The 25,045-nt window shown below is 61.8% G+C and carries 25 protein-coding genes and 1 tRNA gene; 20 read left to right on the top strand and 6 right to left on the bottom strand.

The features are described 5' to 3' along the window. Positions 1-8: 8 nt before the first annotated feature. Positions 9-1,490 (bottom strand): lipopolysaccharide biosynthesis protein, encoded by a 1,482-nt coding sequence (locus tag BHQ40_RS05045; protein WP_070153330.1) that lies wholly within the window; start codon positions 1,488-1,490, stop codon positions 9-11. 84 nt (positions 1,491-1,574) lie between these two features. On the opposite strand from BHQ40_RS05045, the gene BHQ40_RS05040 reads away from it, so the two are divergent. The 7 genes from BHQ40_RS05040 to BHQ40_RS05010 all read left to right on the top strand — a co-directional run bounded on the left by BHQ40_RS05040 (position 1,575) and on the right by BHQ40_RS05010 (position 8,967). Continuing rightward, on the top strand, positions 1,575-2,510 hold the full coding sequence (locus BHQ40_RS05040) for an ATP-grasp fold amidoligase family protein (RefSeq protein WP_070153327.1): 936 nt from the start codon (positions 1,575-1,577) through the stop codon (positions 2,508-2,510). 293 nt (positions 2,511-2,803) lie between these two features. Then, positions 2,804-3,271: a hypothetical protein gene (locus BHQ40_RS05035; protein WP_070153324.1), complete on the top strand. Its 468-nt coding sequence runs from the start codon at positions 2,804-2,806 to the stop codon at positions 3,269-3,271. Between the two features lie 150 nt (positions 3,272-3,421). Further along, positions 3,422-4,132 carry a response regulator transcription factor gene (locus BHQ40_RS05030; protein WP_070153321.1) on the top strand — a complete coding sequence of 237 codons (711 nt, stop codon included), beginning with the start codon at positions 3,422-3,424 and terminating at the stop codon, positions 4,130-4,132. A gap of 5 nt (positions 4,133-4,137) precedes the next feature. Then, positions 4,138-5,457 carry an ATP-binding protein gene (locus BHQ40_RS05025; protein WP_253183267.1) on the top strand — a complete coding sequence of 440 codons (1,320 nt, stop codon included), beginning with the start codon at positions 4,138-4,140 and terminating at the stop codon, positions 5,455-5,457. A 101-nt stretch (positions 5,458-5,558) separates the two neighbouring features. Further along, complete coding sequence (locus BHQ40_RS05020; protein WP_070153316.1) at positions 5,559-6,260, top strand: carbonic anhydrase; 702 nt, start codon at positions 5,559-5,561, stop codon at positions 6,258-6,260. A 4-nt stretch (positions 6,261-6,264) separates the two neighbouring features. Then, positions 6,265-7,767, top strand: a complete 1,503-nt coding sequence (locus tag BHQ40_RS05015) for a SulP family inorganic anion transporter (protein ID WP_070153313.1) — start codon at positions 6,265-6,267, stop codon at positions 7,765-7,767. Positions 7,768-8,124: 357 nt separating this feature from the next. Beyond that, positions 8,125-8,967 carry a TorF family putative porin gene (locus tag BHQ40_RS05010; protein ID WP_070153310.1) on the top strand — a complete coding sequence of 281 codons (843 nt, stop codon included), beginning with the start codon at positions 8,125-8,127 and terminating at the stop codon, positions 8,965-8,967. A gap of 372 nt (positions 8,968-9,339) precedes the next feature. Here BHQ40_RS05010 and BHQ40_RS05005 read toward each other — a convergent pair whose 3' ends face one another. Beyond that, positions 9,340-9,645, bottom strand: a complete 306-nt coding sequence (locus BHQ40_RS05005) for a PilZ domain-containing protein (RefSeq protein ID WP_070153307.1) — start codon at positions 9,643-9,645, stop codon at positions 9,340-9,342. Between the two features lie 147 nt (positions 9,646-9,792). After that, positions 9,793-10,302 carry a nuclear transport factor 2 family protein gene (locus BHQ40_RS05000; RefSeq protein ID WP_171905767.1) on the bottom strand — a complete coding sequence of 170 codons (510 nt, stop codon included), beginning with the start codon at positions 10,300-10,302 and terminating at the stop codon, positions 9,793-9,795. Between the two features lie 717 nt (positions 10,303-11,019). Between BHQ40_RS05000 and BHQ40_RS25580 the strand changes: the two genes are divergently transcribed. Then, positions 11,020-11,364, top strand: a complete 345-nt coding sequence (locus tag BHQ40_RS25580) for a hypothetical protein (protein ID WP_139139188.1) — start codon at positions 11,020-11,022, stop codon at positions 11,362-11,364. A gap of 6 nt (positions 11,365-11,370) precedes the next feature. Here BHQ40_RS25580 and BHQ40_RS04995 read toward each other — a convergent pair. Beyond that, positions 11,371-11,460, bottom strand: a tRNA-Ser gene (locus BHQ40_RS04995). 372 nt (positions 11,461-11,832) lie between these two features. Between BHQ40_RS04995 and BHQ40_RS04990 the strand changes: the two genes are divergently transcribed. The 12 genes from BHQ40_RS04990 to BHQ40_RS04935 all read left to right on the top strand — a co-directional run bounded on the left by BHQ40_RS04990 (position 11,833) and on the right by BHQ40_RS04935 (position 23,121). Then, on the top strand, positions 11,833-12,825 hold the full coding sequence (locus BHQ40_RS04990; RefSeq protein ID WP_070153588.1) for a lytic murein transglycosylase: 993 nt from the start codon (positions 11,833-11,835) through the stop codon (positions 12,823-12,825). After that, entirely contained in the window at positions 12,809-13,444 is a 636-nt protein-coding gene (locus tag BHQ40_RS04985) for a septal ring lytic transglycosylase RlpA family protein (protein WP_070153301.1), read from the top strand. The genes BHQ40_RS04990 and BHQ40_RS04985 overlap by 17 nt, the downstream gene beginning before the upstream one ends. A gap of 33 nt (positions 13,445-13,477) precedes the next feature. Further along, positions 13,478-14,641, top strand: coding sequence for a D-alanyl-D-alanine carboxypeptidase family protein (locus BHQ40_RS04980; RefSeq protein ID WP_070153296.1), 1,164 nt, complete (start codon positions 13,478-13,480; stop codon positions 14,639-14,641). After that, entirely contained in the window at positions 14,638-15,264 is a 627-nt protein-coding gene (gene tmk, locus BHQ40_RS04975; RefSeq protein ID WP_070153294.1) for a dTMP kinase, read from the top strand. The genes BHQ40_RS04980 and tmk overlap by 4 nt, the downstream gene beginning before the upstream one ends. Next, positions 15,261-16,244: a DNA polymerase III delta subunit-related protein gene (locus BHQ40_RS04970; protein ID WP_070153291.1), complete on the top strand. Its 984-nt coding sequence runs from the start codon at positions 15,261-15,263 to the stop codon at positions 16,242-16,244. The genes tmk and BHQ40_RS04970 overlap by 4 nt, the downstream gene beginning before the upstream one ends. An 85-nt stretch (positions 16,245-16,329) precedes the next feature. Then, positions 16,330-17,907, top strand: a complete 1,578-nt coding sequence (metG, locus tag BHQ40_RS04965; RefSeq protein WP_070153288.1) for a methionine--tRNA ligase — start codon at positions 16,330-16,332, stop codon at positions 17,905-17,907. Positions 17,908-17,910: 3 nt separating this feature from the next. Beyond that, on the top strand, positions 17,911-18,687 hold the full coding sequence (locus BHQ40_RS04960; protein WP_070153285.1) for a TatD family hydrolase: 777 nt from the start codon (positions 17,911-17,913) through the stop codon (positions 18,685-18,687). Continuing rightward, complete coding sequence (locus tag BHQ40_RS04955) at positions 18,684-19,457, top strand: MBL fold metallo-hydrolase (protein ID WP_070153282.1); 774 nt, start codon at positions 18,684-18,686, stop codon at positions 19,455-19,457. The genes BHQ40_RS04960 and BHQ40_RS04955 overlap by 4 nt, the downstream gene beginning before the upstream one ends. Continuing rightward, the gene (locus BHQ40_RS04950) at positions 19,454-20,053 is read left to right on the top strand and encodes a retropepsin-like aspartic protease family protein (RefSeq protein WP_070153279.1); all 600 of its coding nucleotides are present in this window, start codon (positions 19,454-19,456) and stop codon (positions 20,051-20,053) included. The genes BHQ40_RS04955 and BHQ40_RS04950 overlap by 4 nt, the downstream gene beginning before the upstream one ends. A 175-nt stretch (positions 20,054-20,228) precedes the next feature. Next, positions 20,229-21,644 (top strand): ISNCY family transposase, encoded by a 1,416-nt coding sequence (locus BHQ40_RS04945; RefSeq protein ID WP_070153275.1) that lies wholly within the window; start codon positions 20,229-20,231, stop codon positions 21,642-21,644. Between the two features lie 242 nt (positions 21,645-21,886). Then, entirely contained in the window at positions 21,887-22,633 is a 747-nt protein-coding gene (gene mazG / locus BHQ40_RS04940) for a nucleoside triphosphate pyrophosphohydrolase (RefSeq protein ID WP_070153273.1), read from the top strand. Further along, a complete protein-coding gene (locus BHQ40_RS04935) occupies positions 22,630-23,121 on the top strand; it encodes a GNAT family N-acetyltransferase (RefSeq protein ID WP_070153270.1) in 492 nt (163 codons plus the stop codon). Before mazG ends, BHQ40_RS04935 begins: the two co-directional genes overlap by 4 nt. Positions 23,122-23,123: 2 nt before the next feature. On the opposite strand, the gene hflX is transcribed toward BHQ40_RS04935, so the two are convergent. Together hflX and hfq are read right to left on the bottom strand one after the other, a co-directional pair. Further along, positions 23,124-24,434: a GTPase HflX gene (hflX, locus tag BHQ40_RS04930; protein WP_070153267.1), complete on the bottom strand. Its 1,311-nt coding sequence runs from the start codon at positions 24,432-24,434 to the stop codon at positions 23,124-23,126. Positions 24,435-24,455: 21 nt separating this feature from the next. Further along, positions 24,456-24,998: an RNA chaperone Hfq gene (hfq, locus tag BHQ40_RS04925; protein WP_083276713.1), complete on the bottom strand. Its 543-nt coding sequence runs from the start codon at positions 24,996-24,998 to the stop codon at positions 24,456-24,458. Positions 24,999-25,045 lie beyond the last annotated feature (47 nt).

The raw sequence follows: 25,045 nt of genomic DNA, 5'->3' as shown, positions 1-25,045 counted from the left end.
TGCTGCCGCTATCGTGGCGCGATGAAGGCTGACAGGCTCGCCGCGATCCGCTTCGCAGGGCCGGGCAATTTGCCCTCCACAGCAGCCAGCAATAGGCCGGCATCGTCCGGATCGACCAGGCGAAGCATGCGGATCGCAAAGATATAGACCAGAGCGCCTGCAATCACTCCGACGGCGATGGCGGGAATGGGCGGCATCATCATCACCGGGATGGCCGCCGCAGCGGCGCACAGGCCGCCCGCGATCATGGTGCGGATCAACGCTGCCCAGGGCGTCGCAATCCCGATATGCCGGGCCGCGATATAGAGGAGTATCGCAAGCGTCAGGAGGCTGACCCCGGCGCGCGAACAGGCTGCCCCCTCCAGCCCCGCCCAGGGGACGATGGCCAGCAGCAGGATGATCGTCAGGAAGCCGCTGAATATCTGGATGCGCAGGATCTGCTGGCTCTGGCTGGCGGCGCTGATCAGGCCCCAGGGAATGACGGCGAGCGCAGCAGCGCCGACCGTCGCCATCAGTATGACGGCGGCGGGAATGGCGGGGGTGAAAGGCTCGCCGAAGACCAGCGGCAGAAGCGCGGGGATGATCGCGGCTCCACCGAAAGTCACGGGAAAGATGATCAGGCTGACCATGCGCATGACGCGGCTGTAGGATGTTTGCAGCGACTTCATGTCGCCGCGCGAATGCGCATCGGCAAATCCCACGATAAGCGCGGGGGATATCTGCAGCATGATCTGCTCGACCAGCCCTGCAAGCGCGAGGCCGGATGCGAAATAGCCGATCTGGGTAGAGGCGAAGAAGATGCCCAGGAACAGGAATTCGATCCGCGAGAGGATCATATTCTCCACCAGGTCGCTCAGCCACATATTCCCTGCATAGGACCGCATTTCTGGCGTCAGGGGACGGGCGGGGTGCCTGAAATAGCCCCGCAGGCGCAAAGCTTGCGGCAGGTAGCGGGCGACATGGCCGATCAGGGCCCCCGCCGCGCCCCAGAACCATGCCCCGATGAGTACCAGGGGCACCTGCAGCGCGCCGCCTATCGCCGTGCTGATCGCCGTTTGCCCGAAACGCCCCCGTCCCCGCGCGACCGCCGTGGAGAAAGCGGCCAGCGCATAGGCGACAAACAGTGCCGCCGTGACCGCCCAGCGCCATCCGCCTCCATCCTCGTGCCGGCCCAGCCACGCTGCGTAGCCAAGCATGCCCGCACCCACCAGCATCACGGAAAGGAGGAAGGTGCGCAGCGCCGAATGCACCAGCCCCTTCCAGGCATCGCCCGGTCCCGAAGCGGCCCCGGCATTGCGGAGCATCGTCTGGGGAAGGCCGAGATCGGCGACGGCTGAGGCGGATGTCGCGGCCCACAGCGAAAAGGCGATAAGGCCCGCGCCGGACGGCCCCAGCATCCGGCTGGCAATGATGTTGCTGACGAAGCCGGCCGCCAGCGATGCGCCGGTCGCCGCTATGCTGATCAGGGAGGAACGCAGGATATTTGCCATCAGCGCGTCTTTATCGCGAGTCCATAACCGCCTGTTAAACGGCCGCTGTTACAATCGCTGCAGCAGAGCGAGGAAAGGGCGCAAGTGACGGCGGCGGTTACGGACAGGGATGTTTTCCTCAATACCGGACATACCCAGAAAAGCTGGAAGGACGTGGCGCGCAGCGCGATCTGCAGGATCATCGCGCCGCTTCCTGACGCGACCTTCTGCGCGCTGAAATATTTCACGTTCCGGGGCCGGTTCCCCGACCTTCGCAACCCGCGGACCTTTACCGACAAGGTTCAGGCGCGCAAGCTTTATGACCGTAACCCGCTTTTCCCCACCATCGTCGACAAGGCGGATGTGAAGGCGCTGATTACCGAAGTGGCCGGTCCCCGCTATGTCGTGCCGACGCAATGGGTGGGCACCGCGTTGTCCAGCGTCGACTGGCGGAAGATCGCCCTGCCTGCAGTGGTGAAGCCCACGCATGCCAGCGGCGTCGGACGTCTTTTGCACGATTGGGATGATGTCGACGCGCTGATGGCGGACGATCCTTCCGATGCGTGGCTGGCCATCGACCATGCCTCCTATAATCGCGAATGGGCCTATAGCCAGTTGGAGCCGCGCATCATCATCGAACCGATGCTGCTTTCGCGCGGGGCGATTCCGCCAGACTATCGCCTGTTCACCTTCGATGGCGTTGTTTCCCATATCGAGGTGGATTTTGAGAGCGAGGGCCAGACATCCTACTGCAATTATGACCCCGAATGGCGAAAGCTGCCGTTTCACGATCCCGATTATGACGGTTTCTTTCTCGGCGAGGTCGAAAAACCGGCGCGGCTGGAGGAAATGATCCGTCTCGCCGAACGGCTGGGCAAGGGGTTCGATTTCCTGCGGGTCGATCTCTACGCCTGCGACGAATGGGTCAGGGTAGGGGAACTGACCCTATATCCCGGCGGCGGCTTCGACGCCTTTGAGCCGAAGGAATATGATCTGCTGCTCGGAGCAAAATGGCGCCTTGGATTTTCCGTTCCGAAATAGGCGAATAGGCTGCCGCTTCGCCCTTTCAAAAAGCGACCGGCCGCTGTGGTAAAACCGGGAAGGCTGCGAATATTGTGTTGGGAGGAGCGGGCTTTTACGCTCTCACCATCCGGGGATGGTCTCGATCGCCCGATGCGATTGTTTCTAAGCTTCTGAATTTGCAAGAATTGTAAATCAGCCATTTCGGGGCAACACTTTGTTACAACCGGAAAATGGGCCGGACATCCTGCTTGATTACCTCAATGATCAGTTACCGGCGCGAACCAGTCGCCGGGATCTAGCAGGAGACTTTTATGAAACTCACTATCCTTTCGGGGATTGCGATGCTGGCTGCGGTCGCGGCTCCCGCTGCCTATGCTCAGCCGGTCCATCAGGCTGCCGTCCAGCATAATGTGCTGCCGGTAAATGCGTCCTACAGCCTGGATTCGCAGACCAGCACCCGCGAAATCGCGGCCATCCCCGCGAGCCGCGCGGGTCAGTCCGCCTGCCGCTGGAAAGCCAATGTCGTGGTGAACCGCGCCGTCCATACCGCCGACAGCACGGCTGTCGCGGCGCTGGCCAAGCCCATTCATCAGTTTGCGCCCCTGTCCGGCTATGAGATCGGCACTTGCCAGGCCGCCGAGAAGCGCATTGCCGCCGCCGTCGCGCGTCAGTCCGACAAGCTCGCCTCGCAGGCTACAGCCGTTGCCCAGCGCGATCAGAGCGCGCTGGTCGCCGAGCTGGACGGCGTTGCCGCGCTGAACCGGGCCAAGGGCGGCTGAGGCCGCCCGCCCGTTCTTCGTCAACCTATCCGGATGTCTAATTGCGCTTCCCCCCAACATGGGCGCATGGGCATCCGGATCGGCCATCATTGATCCAGGTCTCTCCGTGCCTTACATGGGGGACCAGAAACTGTCTGGAATTTCCATAACATGACCGCCCCCAATGTTCTGATCGTCGAGGATGATCCGGCACTGCGCACTCTGGTCATGCGATCGCTGCAGCAAAACGGTTTTAATGTCCGTCCTGCCGGTTCCGCGCCGGAAATGTGGAATATCATGACGGAACTGCCGGTTGATGTGGTGGTGCTGGACATCATGCTGCCGGGCACCAATGGTCTCGACCTGTGCCGCCAGATCCGCCAAAAGAGCGACGTGCCCATCATCTTCGTCAGCGCCAAGGCGGCGGAGGTCGATCGCGTCGTCGGGCTTGAGCTGGGCGCGGACGATTATCTGACCAAGCCGTTCGACACCCGCGAACTGATCGCGCGCATCCGCGCGATATTGCGCCGGGGCCGGATGGATCGTCAGCATGAGGGCGGCGGCCGCCGGGAAGCGCATTTCGACGGCTGGACGATCAATTTCCCGCGCCGGGAAGTGACCTCGCCGACCAATGCGGTCGTCGATCTGACCGGGGCGGAGTTTGATCTGCTGGCGAGCTTCATCGACAATCCGCAGCGGGTGATCGCGCGTGAGCGGCTGATTGAACTGTCCCGCACCCGCCTGGGCGACAGCTCCGATCGCAGCGTCGATGTTCTCATCAGCCGGCTGCGGCGGAAATTGTCGCACAAGGGCGGCAAGGCGCCGATCGTCACGGTGCGTGGCATCGGATATATGTTCAGCGCTGAAGTCGAGCGCGTTTGAGGGCATTGCTGCACCCTTCCGTCGGCCTGCTCGGCCGTATTCTGGGGATCGTCCTGCTGACGATCCTCATTGAATTTTGCGCCAGCACGATCCTTTACGACCGCGCCAGCAAACTGCGCGTCAGGGAAGATGAGGTGCATCGCGTGGCCGAACATCTCGCTGGCGCAAGCCGCGTGATGATCCAGAGGCCGCCCGCTGAACGGCCCGCTATCGCCGGGCGGCTTTCCAGCAAGAATTTCACCATACGCTGGGTTCCAACCTTGCCGCCCGCGCCGCCCATGTCGGCCGACCTCACCGAGATGCGGGACCAGATTACGCGATGGGAGCCTGTGCTGGCCCGCCATGACCTGCGGCTGTATCTCAAGGAGCCGGGGCGGGGAGGGATCGTGATGGGGTCCCTGCAACTCGCGGACGGCAGTTGGGTGACGTTCAAGGCGCCTCAACTGGTGGACGAAAAGAAATTTCGCTTCACCTGGATCGTCATGATGGTGGTCGTCGCGCTTGGCCTCAGCCTGATCGCGGGACTGATGGTGCGTTCGACCCTGCGCCCGGTGCGCAAATTGTCGGAGGCCGCGGCCCGCATCGGCCATGGGGAGCAGGTGGAGCCGATCGAGGAGACCGGCGGCGTTGAGGTGCGCGGCCTGGTCCGGGCCTTCAATGAGATGCAGGCGCGCATCCATTCGCTGATCAATGACCGGGTGGAGGCGCTGGCGGCGGTCGGCCATGATCTGCGCACGCCCCTGGCCCGGCTGCAATTGCGCGCGGAGGGCATAGGCGATGAGGCGCTGCGGCAGGAAATCGGCAATGATGTGACGGAAATGTCGGCGATGGTCTCGTCGCTGCTCGCCTATCTGGGCGGAGAGGATGACCCGGAAAAGCCGCAGACAATGGATATCGCCATCATGGCCGCGACGCTGGTGGACGAGATTACGGATAGCGGCGGGCGGGCCGAATATGCTGGCCCAGACAATCTCGACCTGTCGGTCCGGCCGGTCGGGTTTAAGAGGGCGATCCGCAATCTCATTGAAAATGCGTCAAAATATGGCGAAACGGTGCATGTCTCGCTGGAACGGGACGCCGACTCCATCATTCTGTCGATCGCTGATGACGGTCCGGGCATTCCGCCGGACCGGCTGGTTGATGCGCTCCGGCCGTTCGTTCGTCTGGACGCTGCGCGGGGCAGGAACACGAAAGGGCTGGGACTGGGGCTTGCCATAGCCTTGCGCGCGATCGAGCGGGAAGGCGGCACGCTTCGTCTCTCCAACAGACCGGAAGGCGGCCTGCTGGCGCAGGTATTCCTGCCATATATCGGAAATCAGACATAATTTTTAACAAAACTGCTGCGGCGCAGCAAAAGTCGATCCCTATCCTTTGATGACTGCCCGGACACCCCCCGTCTGGGCCATTTTATCTGAGGAATAGAGCCATGAACGAGCTCATCGGTCGAGTTTTCAGCTTCGAGAGCCACGTTTTCCCCACCCAGAGCGAGCTTTACGGCCGCCTGGCCAGCGATGGTCAAAGCCCCAAGGCGTTGATGATCTCCTGCGCGGACTCTCGCATCGTCCCAGAACATATCATGCAGGCGGACCCTGGCGATCTGTTCGTATGCCGTAACGCCGGCAACATTGTTCCGCCACATGCCAGCCAGTTGGGCGGCGTCACCGCGACGGTCGAATATGCCGTCATGGTGCTGGGCGTGCGCGACATCATCGTTTGCGGCCATAGCGATTGCGGCGCGATGAAAGCGCTGGCGACCGACGCCGACCTGGGATCGATGCCGAATGTTGCTGCATGGTTGCGCCACTCGCACGCTGCGCAGAAAGTTTGCCGCGAAAATTATCCGGCTGACCTCAGCCCGGCGGAAAAGCTGCGCAATATGGCGCTGGAAAATGTCGTGGTGCAGCTCTCGCACCTGCGCACCCATCCGTCGGTCGCGTCCGGCATCGCCCGCGGCGAGATCGCCCTGCATGGCTGGTATGTAGACATTCATGCGGGCCAGGTGCTGGGCATGGACGGCGAAAGCGGCCGCTTCGTGCCGCTGCGTGAGGGCGAGCCGCTGCCGGTTGCCCTGCCGCAGGCGCGCCGCCTTGCCGGCGATATCGCTCCCACCCTCCAGGCGGCGGAATAAGCCAATGATGAAGGCCCTTTCCGGCGGCACCTTCAGCCGCGACTTCACTGCATCCATCGTCGTGTTCCTGGTCGCGATGCCCCTTTGTATGGGCATTGCGATCGCGTCGGGCGTGCCGCCTGAAAGGGGCCTGATCACTGGCATTATCGGCGGCGTGATCGTCGGCCTGCTGGCGGGATCGCCGCTGCAGGTCAGCGGTCCTGCTGCGGGCCTTGCGGTGATCGTGTTCGAAATCGTGCGGGATCAGGGGCTTTCGGCTCTTGGTCCTATCCTGATTCTGGCCGGCATCATTCAGTTCGTCGCGGGCATATTGCGCGTGGGCGGCTGGTTCCGCGCCATTTCTCCCGCGGTCGTGCATGGCATGCTTGCGGGTATTGGCGTCCTCATCGTCGTGGGTCAGTTCCATGTGCTGTTCGACGACCGGCCCTTGCCCAGCGGCCTCGCCAATCTGATGGCGATGCCAAGCAAGCTGCTGGGTCTGGATAATGAACCGGCGTTCATCGCCTTTGCGGTCGGCCTGGTCACTATCGTCAGCATGCTGGGTTGGGAAAAGCTCCGCCCGGCCTCGATGAAGCTGGTGCCGGGCGCGCTTGTCGGCGTCGTGGCCGCGACGCTCGTCGCCTTCTTCATGGGCCTGGAAGTGGCGCGGGTCACGGTGCCGGAGTCGATCGTCAGCGCGATCGCACTGCCCGATGAAGGGATTTGGAGCCAGTTCCTGAACCCGACGATCATTGCGACGGCGCTGGCCATCGCCTTTATCGCCAGCGCGGAAACGCTGCTGTCTGCGGCGGCGGTGGACCGGATGCATAATGGCGTGCGCACCGACTATAATAAGGAGCTGCGCGCGCAGGGCGTTGGCAACCTGCTTTGCGGCGTGGCCGGCGCGCTCCCGATGACGGGCGTTATCGTGCGCAGTTCCGCCAACGTCCAGGCGGGCGCCATGACGCGCTTGTCGGCTATCCTGCATGGCATCTGGATCCTGGGCTTTGTTGCGCTGCTGCCGTGGCTGCTTCAGGAGATCCCGATGGCGGCGCTGGCGGGCATATTGGTGGTGACAGGCGTTCGCCTGGTCAGCATCCAGCATGTCCGGCACCTGTTCCACAGCTATGGACCTCTGCCCGCCGTCGTATGGGCGGCGACGCTGATCATGGTGGTGGCGACGGACCTGTTGACCGGCGTGCTGGTCGGCCTGGGCCTGTCGATGGTCGAACTGCTGCCTCATCTGCGTAAGCTTGGCCTGAAGGTTGGCGAGCGTCAGGACGGGGAAGCGCGGGAGATCACGCTGGATGGATCGGCGACTTTCCTTACATTGCCGAAACTGTCCGCCAAGCTGGACGCCATCCCCGCAACCGGGGCGTTGAAGCTCAACATCGAGCGCCTGTCGCATATCGACCATACCTGCGCCGAGATGGTGAAGGAGTGGCTGCAGCGCCGCCGCCAGTCGGGCGAGCGCGTCGAGCTGCTGGGCGCCACGGGCCGGTTAAAGACGTTCGCCGACGCGGCATGAACGGACCGGGCTTGCCCCGATCCAGCCGAAATTGCCCGCCGCATGACCCATGCGGCGGGCAATTTCCTTTTGGTGATTCGGAGCGATAAACGCCTCCCAAAAAGGCTGAACAGGCGAGTGGAAATATTCCGCCGCGATCAGTTAACCAGATGAATCAAACAAGAAATAATATAGAAATAAACCGTTGCCGATAGGTCACTAGCGGGCGGGATACGCCCTTCATCGGGCCGAATTGATTTCAGGATGCTGCGCCGCAATATTATCCTCGCCTCATTCGATCCGATGCTTCACCATCACTGATGAGATTGGGGCACGGCTCGGACGCAGGACGGAACATTTCTTTCAAATAAAGGGGAAATGTTCATGCGCTATCATCTGGCTTGCGCGGCCATCGCTCTTCTCTCGGCGGCAACTCCGGCCCTGGCTCAGGAAGAGCCCTCCAGCCCCATTTCCGTCACCGGCTCGGTTGGCCTGGTTTCCGACTACCGCTTCCGCGGCGTTTCGCAGACCGATGAGGAAATGGCGATCCAGGGCGGCATCACCGTCTCCCACGAAAGCGGCGCCTATGTCGGCACCTGGGGATCGAACCTCGCGGGTTGGGGCACCTTCGGCGGCTCCAGCATGGAGCTTGACCTGTTCGCCGGTTACGCCATTCCCGTTGGCGGCGCGACCATCGACGTCGGCCTGACCTGGTACATGTATCCGGGCGGTTCGGACAAGACCGACTTCGCCGAACCCTATGTGAAGGTCAGCGGCACCGTCGGCCCGGCAAAACTGCTCGCGGGCGTCGCCTATGCGCCCAAGCAGGAGGCTCTTGGCCGCTGGTATCTGAGCGGCGCTTCCTACGGCACCGGCATTCCTGACGCGCCGGGCGACAAGGAAGACAATCTCTACATCTGGGGCGACATCAGCTCCGGCATCCCGTCCACGCCGCTGACCGTCAAGGCGCACCTTGGCTATTCGAACGGCAACTCCGGCCTTGGCCCGAACGGCACCAGCGTCGCGCCGACCGGCAAGTATCTGGACTGGATGGTTGGCGGTGACGTCGCACTCGGCCCGCTGACCCTTGGCGTCGCCTATGTCGACACCAACATCAGCAGCTCGGAATCGCTCTACCTGCAGCCGAATTTCTCGTCGACCAAGAATGGCTCGTCGATCGCTTCGGGTCAGGTCGTATTCTCGATCTCGGCGGCATTCTGATGCAAGGCGTGGCGGGGCTGGTCAGCCGGTCCCGCCATGCTGTTCAGCCCGCCGCCTGACGGCGGGGCAAGGGCAGGGGGCGGTGGGTCAACCGGTCGTCTCCTGCCCCTATGATTCTGCGGACGCATGCAGCGACATCTTCGGGCTTTCTGCGCCTTGCCGACTCCATGGCTGAGCGTGTGCGAATGATCATGCAAATCTCCGGCTGATGGTGGGATTATCCCCGGCCTTGGCGGCGCGAGGGTCGGCCTCTCATGGCCGCAATCATCTTGCAAACATGGTTAACAGACGCTGTGACGCAGCCTTCTGTTCCACTATCTATCGTGAATTAAAGGGATTTTGTCGTAACAAAGCGGAAATATGACGATGATGTCAGGCGATCATCGCCTGCATCTCGTCATCGGTCAGCCGCTCCTCAAAGGCGATCCCGGCGAGGTGGGATCGCGACCAGACGCACCGGCCGAGGATGAGTTTGCCCTGCCATTCAATGCCCAGCAGGTCGCCATGCGAAGGCGTGATGGCGCAATAGAGCTTGGCTCCGCTCTGGGAGATGTTGACGATCTGGGCGCTCCGGCGGGTTCCCGCCCACAGCAGCTTGACCGGCAGGAATATCTCCAGCCGGTGGTCGCGACGGGCGTCTATCTCCTGTTCCGCCCATGTCAGCAATGCTGTCTTCATAGCATTTTGCCTTTCGTCCGATCCGGACTTAACGCGAATATGCTAATGTTTCCTTGCTATATTGGGCCGCCCTTGCTCGCGATTGCGCTGGCGGTCACATCTTTACTTGCGGCCATCGATGGAAGTGCGCCCGCAGCCTCCGCCGTTCTATTTCTTTAATATCTGGGAGGGGTCGATTGGCGGAGAGTCGTCGCCATACACAATCTCCTTGGGGCCATTCATGAACTGGATGCGATATTCCCGATGGCCAATGCGCCAGCCATTGGCGGTCCTGACCCAATCGTCCGTATAGGTCAGCCAGATATACAGGATTTTCCCGGCATATGGCCCGACCCCTTCGTGCGACGCAAAGACGTTCACCTTGCTGCGCGCCTTGTCCCCATCGACATCGATCATCATGTTCGACAGGTCATGCCGGGTATGACCGCAAAAGGTTGGGGCGTTGTCGCCCAGATGGCCTTCAATCTTCTTGCGCACCGCCGCCAGGCTATATTCCACGGTTCCGCCGCCAAAGTCCCAGACGACATCGGGCTGAAACACTTCGGGCAGCAGGTCCAGCTTCATGCTGTCGACAATATCCGGCCAACGCGCGAGCCGCTCCTGAATCTCGGCGCGGTCGGAAAGCGTCTGCAAGCTGTAGGATGTCGCAACCTTCATATCATTTCCCTTTGCATGCACGGAAGTCTGCGCCGTTCCGATTATCGCCGCGCATAGCGCCAACCCCAAAGTGCTCGTCTGAAAAAACGCCATTAATCTCTCCCATCGAGGCTGCACGGCACAACGCCTCCAAAAGCAGGATTAGTTTTGCATGCAATATTTGCAAGCTGCGGAGAGGTGATGTTGGAAAATCAACTGATCCTTCCACCGCGACCTTGTTATTGGCTTCACGCTTCCGCCTCAGACGTGAGCGGCAGGCGGCGCGCGCTATACCGGCAACATCGCCGTGGGCGCACTGGTTCGGATCATTTGACGCATGGGTTCAGCGCGACGTGCTGCCGGGATTGGAGAGCGGGCGCTGGCTGCTGAGGACATCGGGCGGTAGTCACTGCTCTGCGCGGCTGGGAGCAGGACGGGACATGGAGCGGCGCACATGCTCGCTGACGGTGCCTGCCGGTGCCAGCATAGGGTTGCGCGTGGCATTATTCGGCTGGCTGCGCCGAGGATCAGCGGACGGTCCCTCGTAAATCGAACATCCGCAGCAGCGGGGGTAGGCTACACTCCTTCCGCCTTGACGCTGCCAGCACCCTGCGCCTTCGGGCGTGGGGTGCTGCTCTGTTAACAGGAGTGGGCGGGATGGTAAGTTGACCTCGTCATTCATCCTCGCAATTATGCGCTGCCTTATGGCCAGAAACGTCTTTTGGCATAGAGAAAGCCATGCACTGGATTAACGAGCATCTTGGTTCACTGGCGCTGTTGGCATGTTCACTCACGACGCTCGTGCTGGTCTATTCATGGGGTGACGGAATTTCTCCGTTGGCCGTGATAAAGAAAAGCCCGAGCGCTCTACGGCTAGTTGCCGGAGGCTTGTTCATACTAGGAACCGGAAATTTCGTGATGTGGGCGCCCGGAGTGGCGACCATGCTGGTAGGCGAGCAATGGTTTGGCGAATGGGGCAAGCTGCTGGTGTGGCCGGGCCTATTGGCTGGCTTCTATGTGCTCACCCTGATTCATAAACCGCTGTTGGCCATGTATCGCGTCATTTCTGGAGTGGATGACTAACGGCAATGGCGGAAGAGGTGGGATTCGAACCCACGGACGGGTTGCCCCGTCGCTGGTTTTCAAGACCAGTTCCTTAAACCACTCGGACACTCTTCCATACCGTTTCGGGGCTAGCAGCTTACGACAGGCTTATGGGTGATTATACCCGGCGAACCTGACCTACACTAACCCCTTGTAACCACACTCCTAATTCCGCGCTCAGGTCGCAAGCTCCGGTAGCTTTCAAGGTCGCTGCAATCGACCGCATCGCCGCCCTTCCGCGTGTCGCGCTTCTTATCGCCCCTGCAGCCATTGCCAAGGCAAATCTTCATCGCGCTTTGAAGGCTTTAGGGGATTCACCTTATCGCCCGCCTGTGCAACAAGGCGGTCAGGGAGACTATCATGCGACCGATCATGCTGGCCGGGTTCCTGGCCGCCGCACTCATTCCCGGCAGCGCCGTGCCGCAATCCGCGCCATCGGGCGCGCAGATGGTGCAGCCCATTCCCGCGCAATCCGCATCGCCTTTGCCGGATGCGGGCTTTCAATCCTATCTCGCCGGGCTGCGGCCAAAGGCGCGGGCGATGGGTATTTCCGACGCCACGATGAACACGGTCTTTCCTGGTCTCACGCCCAATCCGCGCGTCATAGCCCTGGACCAGTCGCAGCCCGGAGGCAGCTTCGATTCCCCGATTCCCAATTTTGAGCCTTACCGGCTGCAGCATGTCGATGCCGCGCGTATCGCGCGCGGGCGGGTGGCGTGGCAGTCAAACCGGCCCAAATTATCGCAGATAGAGGCGCAGACGGGCGTTCCCGAAGCGATCATGGTCGCGATCTTCGGTCATGAGACCAATTACGGCTCCTACACCGGCGATTTCGATCTGCTCCGCTCTCTCGGCACCCTGGCCTATGAGGGGCGCAGGCGCGCCCTGTTCGAGCCCGAATTTCTGGCGACGCTGAAGATGCTGGACAGCGGCGTGCCGCGCTCCCGTCTGGTAGGAAGCTGGGCGGGGGCCACAGGCTATCCGCAATTCCTGCCGTCCGTCTATCTGCGCGTCGCCCGCGATGGCGACGGCGATGGAAAGGCGGATATCTGGACCAGCGAGGCCGACGCTCTCGCCTCCATCGCCAATTACTTCGTGCGCGCCGGGTGGCGAAGGGGGCAGCCATGGGGCGTCGCCGTCACCCTGCCTGCCTCGTTCGACCGGGCCGGCGTGGCGAACCGCACCAACGCCGCCCGCTGCCCCCGCGTGATGGAGCGGCACAGCCGCTGGCTGACCATGGCCGAATGGCGCAGGCGGGGCGTGGTGATGCAAGGACGGGCTTGGCCGGGGGATGCTGTGCTGGCGACTCTGCTGGAGCCGGATGGGCCGGGAAAGACGGCTTATCTATTGACGAATAACTATCGCGTCATCCTCGACTATAATTGCTCGAATTTCTATGCGCTTTCAGTGGGTTTGCTGGCTGATGCGGTTGCCCAATAGCGTCGCGTTCCTCATCGCCTTTGCGTCGCTTGCATTGGCCTCTTGCGGCACGGTGAGCGGGGGCAGGGGCGGCTTTCGCGCCGTTTCGGATACGCCGGTGAAGATCGGAAAGCCTTACACGGTCAAGGGCGTCACCTATGCGCCGCAGGCTGTCGCCCAATATGACGCCACCGGCTATGCCTCCTGGTATGGGAAGGAGCAGTCGGGCAATCCAACGGCCAATGGAGAGCGGTTCAGGCCGTCGGGCGTGTCCGCCGCGCACAAGACTTTGCCCTTGCCCAGCTATCTGGAGGTTACGGCGCTGGACACTGGCAGGACCATATTGGTCCGCGTGAATGATCGCGGCCCTTTCGTGGGAACCCGGATTATCGACCTGTCGCAAGGCGCGGCGGAGCAGCTTGGCGTGGTCAGGAAGGGGGTGGCGGCTGTGCATGTCCGGCTCGTCGATCCGCCGGAAAGCGACAAGGCGAAATTGCGCGCGGGAAAGCCGGCGGTGCCGCGTCCTCCCGTCCCGGCGGCGGAACTCGTCGCCCTGCGCACCCGTCTGGCGCAGGAGAGCGCCGTCTCCGCATCGAAGGGGTTTGCGGACTCGCGCATTGTGGCTAATGAACGGCCTTAACGGCTCCCGCCGGGGCATGATCCGGGACTGACAATGAAAAGAATTTCCTCCGCCGCTCTCCTATTCACTCTTGCGGCGCAGCCGCTCGCGGCCGAAGCGCCGCCCTATACCAGCGAAGCGCCGATCGCCTATATGAAGGATCTGTCGTCCGGCGCCGTGCTGTATGACAAGGGTGGCGAGAAGCGGATGCCGCCCGCATCCATGGCGAAGATGATGACGGCGCATGTCGCATTCCGCCTGATCCAGCGGGGCGAGTTGAAGCTGGACACGAAATTCACCGTGCGGCCTGAAACCTGGCAGAAATGGCACGGCCCGCAGGCGGGATCGACCATGTTTCTTTCTCCCGGCGAGCAGGTGTCGGTGAACGACCTGTTGCATGGCATCGTCACCCTGTCCGGCAATGACGCCTGCGTCGTGCTGGCGGAGGGCATTGCGGGAACGGAGGAGGCCTTCGTCGCGCAGATGAACCAGGAGGCCGAGCGCATGGGCCTGACCGACAGCCATTTCGGCACGAGCAATGGCTGGCCCGACGAGGGTGTGACCTATGTCACCGCGCGCGACCTCGCCAAGCTGGCGGAAGGCACGATCCAGGAGACGCCCGACCTCTACAAGCGTTTCTACGCCACCCGGTCGTTCACCTGGGGCAAGACGATGGGCGGCGCGGACATCGCCCAGGCGAACCGCAACCCGATCCTGGGGCGCATCACCGGCGCGGACGGCCTGAAAACCGGGCACACTGAAGAAGCGGGCTATGGCTTCACCGGATCGGCGGTTCAGGATGGGCGGCGGCTGGTCATGGTCGTTGCGGGCCTCACCAGCTTCAATGGCCGGATCGAGGAGTCGGTGCGGTTCATGGACTGGGGTTTCCGCGCGTGGAAGGCGCAGCCCTTGTTCAAGAAAGGCGCTCTGGTCGAAACGGCCGAAGTGCAGCTTGGCGGAGCGACCGAGGTTGGCCTTGTCGCCCCGCGTGACCTTGCCGTGACGCTGCCCCGTACGGCTTCGTCCAATATCGGCGTGAAGGTGATCTATACCGGGCCGATCAAGGCGCCGATCAAAAAGGGCCAGGAAATCGCGCAACTCGTGGTTTCCACGCCGGACACGCCCGCGCAGATCATGCCGCTGGTCGCCGCCGATGACGTGGCGGAGGCGGGCATGTTCGGCCGCCTGTGGAACGGCCTGAAGTCGCTGTTCGGGTGACGGGCCGCTTCATCACCCTTGAGGGCGGTGAGGGCGCGGGAAAGTCGACCCAGTTGAAGGCGCTGGCGCAGAGATTGCGCGGCACCGGCCTTGAGGTCGTCGAAACCCGCGAGCCGGGCGGAAGCGCGGGGGCGGAAGCGATCCGCAGCCTGTTGCTCACCGGTGCGGAGGATCGCTGGAATGCGCGCGCCGAAGCTTTGCTCTTTGCCGCCGCCCGCGCCGATCATCTCGAAAAGACGATCCTGCCTGCGCTCCGCCGCGGGGCCTGGGTGTTGTCGGACCGGTTCCTCGACAGCAGCCGCGCCTATCAAAGCGGAGCGAGCGGCCTTGCCGATGCCGATATACTGGCGCTGCACCGCATTGGCAGCGAAGGATTGCTGCCCGACAGGACATTGGTCCTCACGCTGGATGAGGCGGAAGCCGCCGCCCGCGCCGCAAAGCGGGATCGTGGCGCGACCGACCGGATCGGCGCGCGCGATACGGCCTTTCATCGCCGGGTGGCGGATGCTTTTCGCGCCTATGCCAGTCAGGAGCCGGGCCGTATCCGCCTGATTGATGCATCGGGGCAAGCGGAGGAGGTTACCACTCGCCTCTGGGACGCCTTGTCGGACCTGATGCCATGACGTCATATTTCGGGCAGGATGAGCAGGCCCGCACCCTATTGGATGCGGCCGCTGGCGGGCGAATGCATCATGGCTGGATACTCGCTGGACCGAAGGGCATTGGAAAGGCCGCCTTTGCGCGCGCCGCGGCGCTGCGGTTGCTGGCGGACGCAGCGGGGCCGTCTTTTCAGTCCTCCGGGCTGGATGTGCCGGAGGATCACCGGATCGCCCGCCTTTTCGCTTCGGGCGCACACCCTGACTATGCCGAGCTGGAGCGGCTGGAAAAGGACAATGGCGACTATGCCCGCAATATCAGCGTGGACCAGGTGCGCGGACTGCAACGGCTATTCTCCAATGTGCCGTCCTTTTCCGATCGCCGCGTCATCGTCATAGACAGCGCCGACGATCTGGAGCGTGGAGCCGCCAACGCTCTGCTCAAGAATCTGGAGGAACCGCCGGCCGGGACGATTTTCCTGCTGGTGTCGCATGCGCCTGCGCGCCTTCTCCCCACCATCCGTTCGCGCTGCCGGCTATTGCGCTTCTCGCCGCTCCCCGATGATCAGATGCGGCAAGTGTTGAGGCAGAATCTGCCTGACCTTGCAGATGATGGCGAGATGGAGGCGCTGATCGCGATGGGGCAGGGGTCGCCCGGCCGCGCCCTGGAATTTGCCGGTCTCGGTCTGGCGCAGGTGGAATCGCTGATGCGCGAAATCCTGACGACTGGAGACCTCGATAATAGCCGCCGGTTGATGCTCGCGAAGATGCTGTCGCCCAAGGCCGCCCGGCCACGGTATGAGGCGCTGCTGGAACGTGGGCCCGCCTTCATCGCCGCGGCAGCGCGCGCGAGAGAGGGGAGGCCGCTCGCCACTGCCGTCGATGCATGGGAGCAGGCGCGCAGCCTTGCGGCGGGCGCCGTCATATTGTCACTGGACCCGTCTTCTGTGGTATTCGAGCTGTGCAGCCTCATCGCCGGGATGGCTGATGTGCGAGAGGCCGCCTGACGCCGCCCCGGCCCGCGCAAATCACGCGGTTGTCCGCGCATAGCCGCCTTGTCCTGCGCGATTTTCGACCGTAGAGCACGACGCCATGTCAAAGCCCTTCACCCTTACGACCGCGATCAGCTATCCCAATGGCCGCCCGCATATCGGCCATGCCTATGAAGCGATAGCAAGCGACGCCATCGCCCGCTTCCAACGCATGATGGGCCGCGACGTTTTTTTTCAGACCGGTACGGACGAGCATGGCCTAAAAATGGATCAGACGGCGAGGGCGAGGGGAATCGAACCTCGCGCTCTGGCAGACGAAATGTCATCCTATTTCAAAGAAATGGATGACGCTCTGAATGTCAGCTATGATCGTTTTATCCGTACCAGCGAACCCGCGCACCATCGGGCCAGCCAGGCGATCTGGCAGGCAATGGAGGCCAATGGCGATCTGTATCTCGGCCGATATGAGGGCTGGTACTCCGTTCGTGACGAAGCCTTTTACGACGAGAAGGAACTGATCGACGGGGAGGGGGGCACAAGACTCTCGCCCCAGGGCACGCCTGTCGAATGGACTGTCGAGGAGAGCTGGTTCTTCCGTTTGTCCAAATATCAGCAGCCCTTGCTGGACCTCTATGCTGCGCAGCCCGACTTAATCCGCCCGGACAGCCGCCGGAATGAGATTATGCGTTTTGTCGAGGGGGGCTTAAGCGACCTCAGCGTTTCACGCACCAGTTTTGACTGGGGCGTGAAGGTGCCTGGCAGCGACGAGACCGGCACATCCCATGTCATGTATGTCTGGGTCGATGCGCTGACCAACTATATCACAGGCTGCGGTTATCCCGACGACCCGGAACGCATGGCCCGCTATTGGGCGGAGGGCGGCGATATTATCCATATCATTGGCAAGGATATTGTGCGTTTTCATACGGTTTACTGGCCGGCCTTTCTGATGAGCGCAAAATTGCCGCTGCCGAAACAGGTGTTTGGCCACGGTTTTCTGCTCAATCGGGGCGAGAAAATGTCAAAGTCCGTCGGCAATGTCGCCGACCCGTTGGAACTGGCGGAGCGGTTCGGCGTCGATCAACTCCGCTATTTCCTGCTGTCCGAAGTTACTTTCGGCAATGACGGCAGTTACAGCGCGGAGGCGATTGTTGGCCGTGCCAATAGCGATCTCGCCAACAGTTTCGGCAATCTGGCGCAACGGACCCTGAGCTTTATCGCCAAGAATCTGGATGGTGTGCTGCCGGCGGGGGGCACATCCGATCCCGCCGACGCGGAATTGCGCGATTTTGTAAGCGACGCAGGATCCGACTTTGCCGACGCCATGGGCGACCTGGCACCTTCACAGGCGATCGAGGCATGGATGAAGGCCGTATTCGCCTGCAATGCCTATATAGACGCGCAGGCGCCCTGGGCGCTGCGTAAGACCGACCCGGACCGGATGACAGCAGTGTTGGCGACACTCTATCAGGCTATTGGCAACCTTGCGATCATCATTCAGCCAGTGATCCCGGCAAGCGCCACGGCGCTGCTTGACCAGATGGGCTTGCCCGCCGATGCGCGTAGCCATGCCGCCATCGATGGCGCATGGTATGATGCGCTATCCTCAAGCGGTTTCATATTATCTGCTCCCAAGCCTTTGTTTCCACGCCTTGAGCTTGCGGATTCCGAGGGGTGATCCATGCTGGTCGATAGCCATTGCCACCTGAATTATAAGGGGCTGGTCGAGGATCAGCAGGGCGTGCTGGACCGGGCGCGTGGGGCGGGGGTTGGCGTTATGCTCAACATCGCCACCCGAGAAAGCGAATGGGACGCCGTGCTCGCGACGGCCGAACGTGAGGCGGATGTATGGGCCACGGTTGGCATTCATCCGCATGAGGCTGACGAACACCCCCATATTGATACGGCCAAGCTGGTGCAGCGCGCCGCCCATCCGCGCGTCGTCGGTATCGGCGAGACGGGCCTAGATTATTATTACGACCACAGCGATCGCGATCGGCAGAAGGCATCCTTCCGCGCCCATATCACTGCCTCGCGCGAGACCGGCCTGCCGCTTGTCGTCCATACGCGGGAGGCGGAGGAGGATACGATCGCGATATTGCGCGAGGAGATGGGGAAGGGGGCCTATACCGGCGTCATCCACTGTTTCACCGCAAGCGGCGCCTTTGCCGACATGGCGATGGAAATCGGCTTTTACATCAGCATTTCTGGCATCGTGACATTCAGAAATGCCAAGGATCTTCAGGAAACTGCGGCGAGGTTGCCGAAGGATCGGCTGCTAATTGAAACGGACTCTCCATTCCTAGCACCTGTTCCGCATCGGGGGAGGCCGTGTGAGCCGGCTTTTGTAGCTGACACTGCCCGCTTCCTCGCCGGTTTGCGTGGGGAAGATGTCGATGACCTTGCCGCCTACAGCGCGGAAAACTTCCGCAGGCTATTCGCCAAGACGGTGCAATGAGTCTGAAGGTCACGATCCTGGGCAGTGGCACCTCATCCGGCGTGCCGCGCATAGGCAATGACTGGGGCGCATGCGATCCCGCAGAGCCAAAAAATCGCAGGACTCGGCCTTCCATTCTGGTGGAGACGGAAAGCACCCGCCTGCTGGTTGATACCTCGCCGGACTTGCGCGAACAGCTCCTCGCTGCTGGCGTGATCGATATCGACGCCGTTTTATGGACGCACGATCATGCCGACCACAGCCATGGCCTGGACGATGTGCGGCAACTTGCGCACCACCGGCGCAGTCCCATGCCAGGCTATGCCCGCGTAGAGACGCTGAGACTATTACAGCGCCGGTTTGTTTATGCTTTCGAAGGACATGGCGGCTATCCTCCAATCATCACTGGCCATGATCTACCCATGGAGATCATGATCGGAGATATTATGATCCATAGCGTGGATCAGCCTCATGGCGAGATATTTTCTACCGGATTCCGGTTCGAATATGACGGAAAATCAGTGGGATATGCAACGGACTTCCATGAAGTTACGACCGCTATGGCGTCGCTGTTCGCGAATATCGACCTGTGGGTTGTCGACGGCCTGCGCCGGGAGCCACACCCAAGCCATCCGCATCTGGCGTTGACATTGGATGCCATTGCGGAGGCGAAGCCTGGCCGTGCGGTGCTGATCCATATGGATCAGAGCATGGACTATGCGACGCTGCGCGCTACGCTTCCGCCCAATGTTGAACCTGGATATGACGGCATGGTGGTAGATCTTTCATGAGCGGCGACCAGACGGCGCAGGTGATCTGGTATGTCCTGGCGCTGACGCTCGTCGGGTCCGCATTGCTTTCGCGCCGGGTCAGCCTGAAGGGCGCGCTTGGCATGGCGTTGATATGGGTTGGCATATTCCTTCTGGCGCTAATCGCATTCAGCTACCGTCAGGAGCTGGGGCTGGTCGCTACTCGCGTTCAGACCGAGGTTACCGGCGCGCCGCGCCAGCAAATGGAAGGCAATGCCATTCGTATCGCGCTGGCGGCTGACGGCCATTATTGGGTCGAGGGCAATGTGAATGGCGTGCCCGCGCGCTTCCTGGTCGATAGCGGCGCGAGTATTACGGCGCTGTCGGAGGCTACCACGCGGCTGGCGGGGCTCATTGTCGATCAGCAGCGCGTCGCGATGATGCAGACAGCCAATGGTCCGGTGGAGGCCAAATATTCGGTCGTGCCTACATTGGCGGTCGGCGCTATCAAGGCAAGCAATTTGACGGTCGTCGTGTCGCCGGCTTTTGGCGAGGTCAATGTGCTCGGCATGAATTTCCTGTCGCAACTGAAAAGCTGGCGTGTTGAGGATAGCGAGATGATCCTGGAGCCGAAATGACGGTTCGCTCGCCTGACGCCAGTCGGGTTATTTAACATAATATATATTATCGGATTTAGATATTGTAAGCGCCGGATAGAAATGACACCCCTCTGCTAGATAGAAATGACACCCTCAGGCGTCCTTAGCAGAGTCCGGTGGCATGGTCCTCCTGGCAGTTCGGGAGGACGCGCTTATGACGGTGGTGGCGATGAGCCATGGCGAGCTTTCGCGGTTTGATACATTGTCGCGTGTGGATCGCGGCGAACTTCGGGTTGAGGATGCGGCAACGCTGCTGGGATTGAAGCGTCGGCAGATTTTCCGGTTGCTCGAGCGTCTGCGCGCCGAAGGCGCTTCAGGCTTGGTGTCGCGCAAGCGTGGTCGGCCGGGCAACCGGCGTCACGGCGATGCCTTTCGCGAGCAGATTCTATCGCTGGTCCGCGAGCATTATGGCGATTTCGGACCGACCCTGGCGCGGGAATATCTGGCGGAGCGCCACGGCATTTCGGTGGGCTGTGAGACGCTGCGACAGATGATGATCGGGGCGGGTATCTGGCAGGATCGCGCCGCTCGTCGTTCTCGTCCCTATCAGCCTCGCCATCGTCGGGAGTGCCGTGGCGAGTTGATTCAGATCGACGGTTCTGATCATGAATGGTTCGAGGATCGCGGTCCGCGCTGCACGCTGCTCGTCTACATTGACGACGCGACCAGCGAGTTGATGCATCTCAAGATGGTCGAGAGCGAAAGCACCTTTTCCTACATGGAAGCGACGCGCGAATATATCGAGCGGCACGGCAAGCCGGTGGCCTTCTATTCCGACAAGCACACGGTCTTCCGCAACCCCAAGGCGACGGCGAAGGGTGATGGCATGACGCACTTCGGGCGCGCACTGGACGCGCTGAACATCGAGATCATCTGCGCCAACTCGCCCCAGGCCAAGGGCCGGGTCGAACGGGCGAACGGCACTTTGCAGGATCGGCTCGTCAAGGCGATGCGACTGGAGGGCATCTCCTCAATCGGAGAAGCAAATGCCTTTTTGAGCGGCTACCAGACGACACATAATGCGCGCTTCGCTCGCCCGGCAGCGAACAGTCGTGATCTGCACCGCCCTCTGGCGCCGCGAGATGATCTGCACTCCGTCATGGTCTGGCGCGAACAGCGAACGGTCACGGCCGCGCTGACGCTGCACTATAACAAGGTGCTGTTCCTTCTGGAGCCGAGCCCGATCAGCAAGGAACTGGCGCGCAAGCGCGTGGATGTTTGTGAATATCCAGATGGCACGGTGGAAATCCGGCACGAGGGGCGCTCCCTCCCCTATAGCCTGTTCGACAAGATGCCCCGGATCAATCAACCTGCCATCGTCGACAACAAGCATCTCGACGCGGCGCTGGCGCTGGCAAAGGAAATCCAGGCGATCGCCCCGCATCACCGCCAGCGGAACAATAATGCCCCTGCCCGTCGCGACCAGCCCACACATTTGTTCCCCGAGCCAGAGGCATCAGCGAAAATCGATCGGCGCCGGTTAGGCCGCCCCAAGCTCAAGCGCGGCCCCCGGCTCAGCCAAACTGAGTTGCAGGCACGGGGAACGCTGGAGTTTGTGAAGGCGCGCTGACCGAGCCCGCTGCATGCGCAGCGGGTCCGTGCGCTTCCCCACCACTGTACGCCATCAGCAGGGTCTGCGCTGCGCTAAACCGATGGCTCCACGCAGCCCCTGCTCTCATTGATGGTGTCATTTCTATCCGGGACAGATAGTGCCTTTTCTAAGCGGCGGGAACAGATATGCGTGATTCTCAGGGCAGTTCCAGCACTCCCCTCCCGCTTTCGGACGGTAGAGAAGCCAGCGTCGCGGACATTATGCCGCTGGCGCGTGTCATGGCGCGCTTGCGTGATCCTGTGACGGGATGCCCCTGGGATATCGAACAGAACTTCTCCACGATCGCGCCCTATACGATAGAGGAAGCCTATGAGGTCGCTGACGCCATACAGCGTGACGATATGGCCGCGCTCAAAGATGAGCTGGGCGATTTGCTCCTGCAAACGGTGTTCCACGCGCGTATGGCGGAGCAGGCCGGGTATTTCGCGCTGCAGGACGTCATCGAGAATATTTGCGCCAAGATGGTCCGGCGTCATCCGCATGTGTTTGGCGATGTGCATGCGCAGGATGGTGTAGCGGCGCAAATGAACTGGGAAGCGATCAAGGCGGCGGAGCGCGCGGAGAAGGAGAGTGATCCCAGCGCCCTGGCTGGCGTTGCCGTCGCGCTTCCCGCATTGTTGCGTGCGGAGAAGTTGCAGAAGCGGGCTGCGCGGACGGGATTTGATTGGCCTGATACCGGAGGGGTTATCGCCAAGATTCAGGAAGAAATCGTCGAGGTGGAGACTGCCACCTCCCCAGCGCATCGAGAGGAGGAGATCGGCGACCTGCTGTTTGCGGTCGTCAACCTTGCCCGGCATCACAGGATCGACCCGGAAACGGCGCTGCGTGGTGCGAACGTGAAGTTTGAAAAGCGGTTCAGGGCGATGGAGGATCAGGCCGGCGCTGGCTTTGCTGCCCTGTCTTTGGACGATAAAGAAAGGCTCTGGCAGGCCGCCAAGCAGGTATGACCACCCTCTCCATTCGCCCTGCGGCGTCTGATGACGCCGAAGCGATCTGGGCGGTTATCGAGCCTGTTATTCGTGCCGGAGAAGTTTTCGCCCTTCCACGCAACATGCTTCGGGATGACGCCACGGCCTATTGGCTTGGTGGAGACCACATACCGTTCGTTGCCGAAGAAAATGACGAAATCATAGGCAGTTATTATATCCGGCCTAATCAGATGGGTGGCGGCGCTCACGTCGCGAACGCGGGTTATGCGACGGCCCAGGCTGCTACCGGCAGAGGCGTGGCGCGGGCCATGTGTCTCCATTCACTGGACGAGGCTCGCGGGCGCGGCTTCCGGGCCATGCAGTTTAATTTTGTGGTGAGCAGCAATGTTCGCGCGGCCGCCCTGTGGCGGAGTCTCGGCTTTGCAGAGGTAGGGCGGCTTCCTGGCGCATTTGATCACCCTGCCCTTGGCCCCGTTGACGCGCTGGTGATGTGGCGCGCGCTTTAGTTTTACGCCTTGCGCGCGCCAAATCGCGCCGCCGCAGCGTCGCTCAGGCGGGCGTCGACTTGTAAAATATCCCCCTCGCCCTTCGTCGCCAGGACTTCGCCATGCTCATGCAGCCAGGCGAGCGAGGCGCCGTCGGAGGGATCAAGCGTCAGATGATAGACGGTACTGCCAGCGGTCAGGCTATCACTCATGCGCCGCTGGAGGCTGGCCACCCCTTCCCCAGTCATGGCCGATACGAGCGCGACATTATCCTGACGGGCAGCGACTTCACGGGCATGAGCGGCTGCTTCGGAATCGAGCAGGTCGAGCTTGTTCCATGCCTCTATGATTGGCGGTTGGCGCGTGTCGGCCGCCTCGCCGATAACGCCAAGTTCCGCCAGAACCTCTAGAACATCGGCGCGCTGCGCCTCTGTATCGGGATGAGCGACATCGCGGACGTGCACGATCAAGTCGGCGGACATCACCTCCTCCAGCGTTGCGCGGAAAGCTGCGATCAATTGGGTCGGCAGGTCCGAGACGAAACCCACCGTGTCAGACAGGATCGCTTTGTCGAGACCGGGTAGTGCGATCTGCCGCATGGTGGGGTCGAGCGTTGCGAACAACAGGTCTTCCGCCATGACGTCAGAACCCGTCAAGCGGTTGAAAAGCGTTGATTTTCCGGCGTTGGTGTAGCCGACCAAGGCGATCACCGGCCATGGCGCCTTTTGCCGCCGGGCGCGGTGAAGGCCGCGGGTGCGGGTCACCTGATCCAGTTCGCGGCGGATCTTCGCCATCCGGTCGCGGATCATCCGCCGGTCAGCCTCTATCTGGGTTTCACCGGGACCGCCGAGAAAGCCGAAACCACCCCTCTGCCTTTCAAGGTGAGTCCAGCTTCTGACGAGGCGTCCGGCCTGATAGTCGAGATGGGCAAGCTCCACCTGCAACCGCCCCTCATTGGTCGCGGCCCGTTCACCGAAGATTTCCAGGATTAGGCCGGTGCGGTCGATGACCTTAGCCTTCGTGCCCTTTTCCAGATTGCTTTGCTGGACTGGGGTCAGGGCATTGTCGACGATGACCAACTCTGCCTCATGGTCCATCGCCAGCGCGGCGATGCTGTCCACCTGCCCGCTGCCAAACAGCGTGGCCGGGCGCTTCTCCCGCACGCGAAAACTTTGCGAAGCGCGGACGTCGATGCCGATGGCGAGCGCGAGTCCCCTCGCCTCCTCCAGCCGGGCATCGACATCGCGCCGGTCCGCACGCATGTCGCCATGCACCACGATGGCGCGTGCGCCGCGCGTGACCTCGTCATCGCTGTCGCGCTCGAACACACTCATGCCGATACTGCCGTGAAGGGATCAGTCCTCGCCTTCACCCTCGGCCGTGAGGTCGAGCGCATGGGCGGGCTGAACGGTCGATATGGCGTGCTTATAGACCAGTTGCACCATGCCGTCGCGTCCGAGCAGCATGCAGAACAGGTCGTAAGCGGCAATCTCACCCTGAAGCATCACGCCGTTCACGAGGAACATGGTGACGGAGTCGCCGGACTTGCGCACAGCGTTCAGGAAGATTTCCTGGAGCAGCTTGGGCTTGCGGTCATTGGCTTCGGCGCTCTTGCGCACTTCGGTCATATCCATCGGTTGCGCGGGCATAACCGTGGAAATGGCGTGCTTGTAGACGAGCTGCGATTGTCCATCGCGCCGCAGCAGAACGGAGAAGTTGTCGAACCAGGTGATGATGCCCTGAAGCTTTACGCCCTTGACCAAAAACATGGTGACGGGGGTCTTGCTCTTGCGGAGGCTGTTCAGGAAAATATCCTGAAGATTGTTGAGTTTATCGGCCATGATCGAGCCTTTCCTTATTGGCGGGACGTTGCCCGCTCTCGCGCCCTTGCAGGGCATCGTGCCGTCCCCCGCGCATCGGGGGGAGCGGATCAGGTCATATCGCA

Source organism: Sphingobium phenoxybenzoativorans (assembly GCF_001757355.1).
Lineage (GTDB): Bacteria > Pseudomonadota > Alphaproteobacteria > Sphingomonadales > Sphingomonadaceae > Sphingobium > Sphingobium phenoxybenzoativorans.
This window is presented reverse-complemented; position numbering and strand designations above follow the sequence as displayed.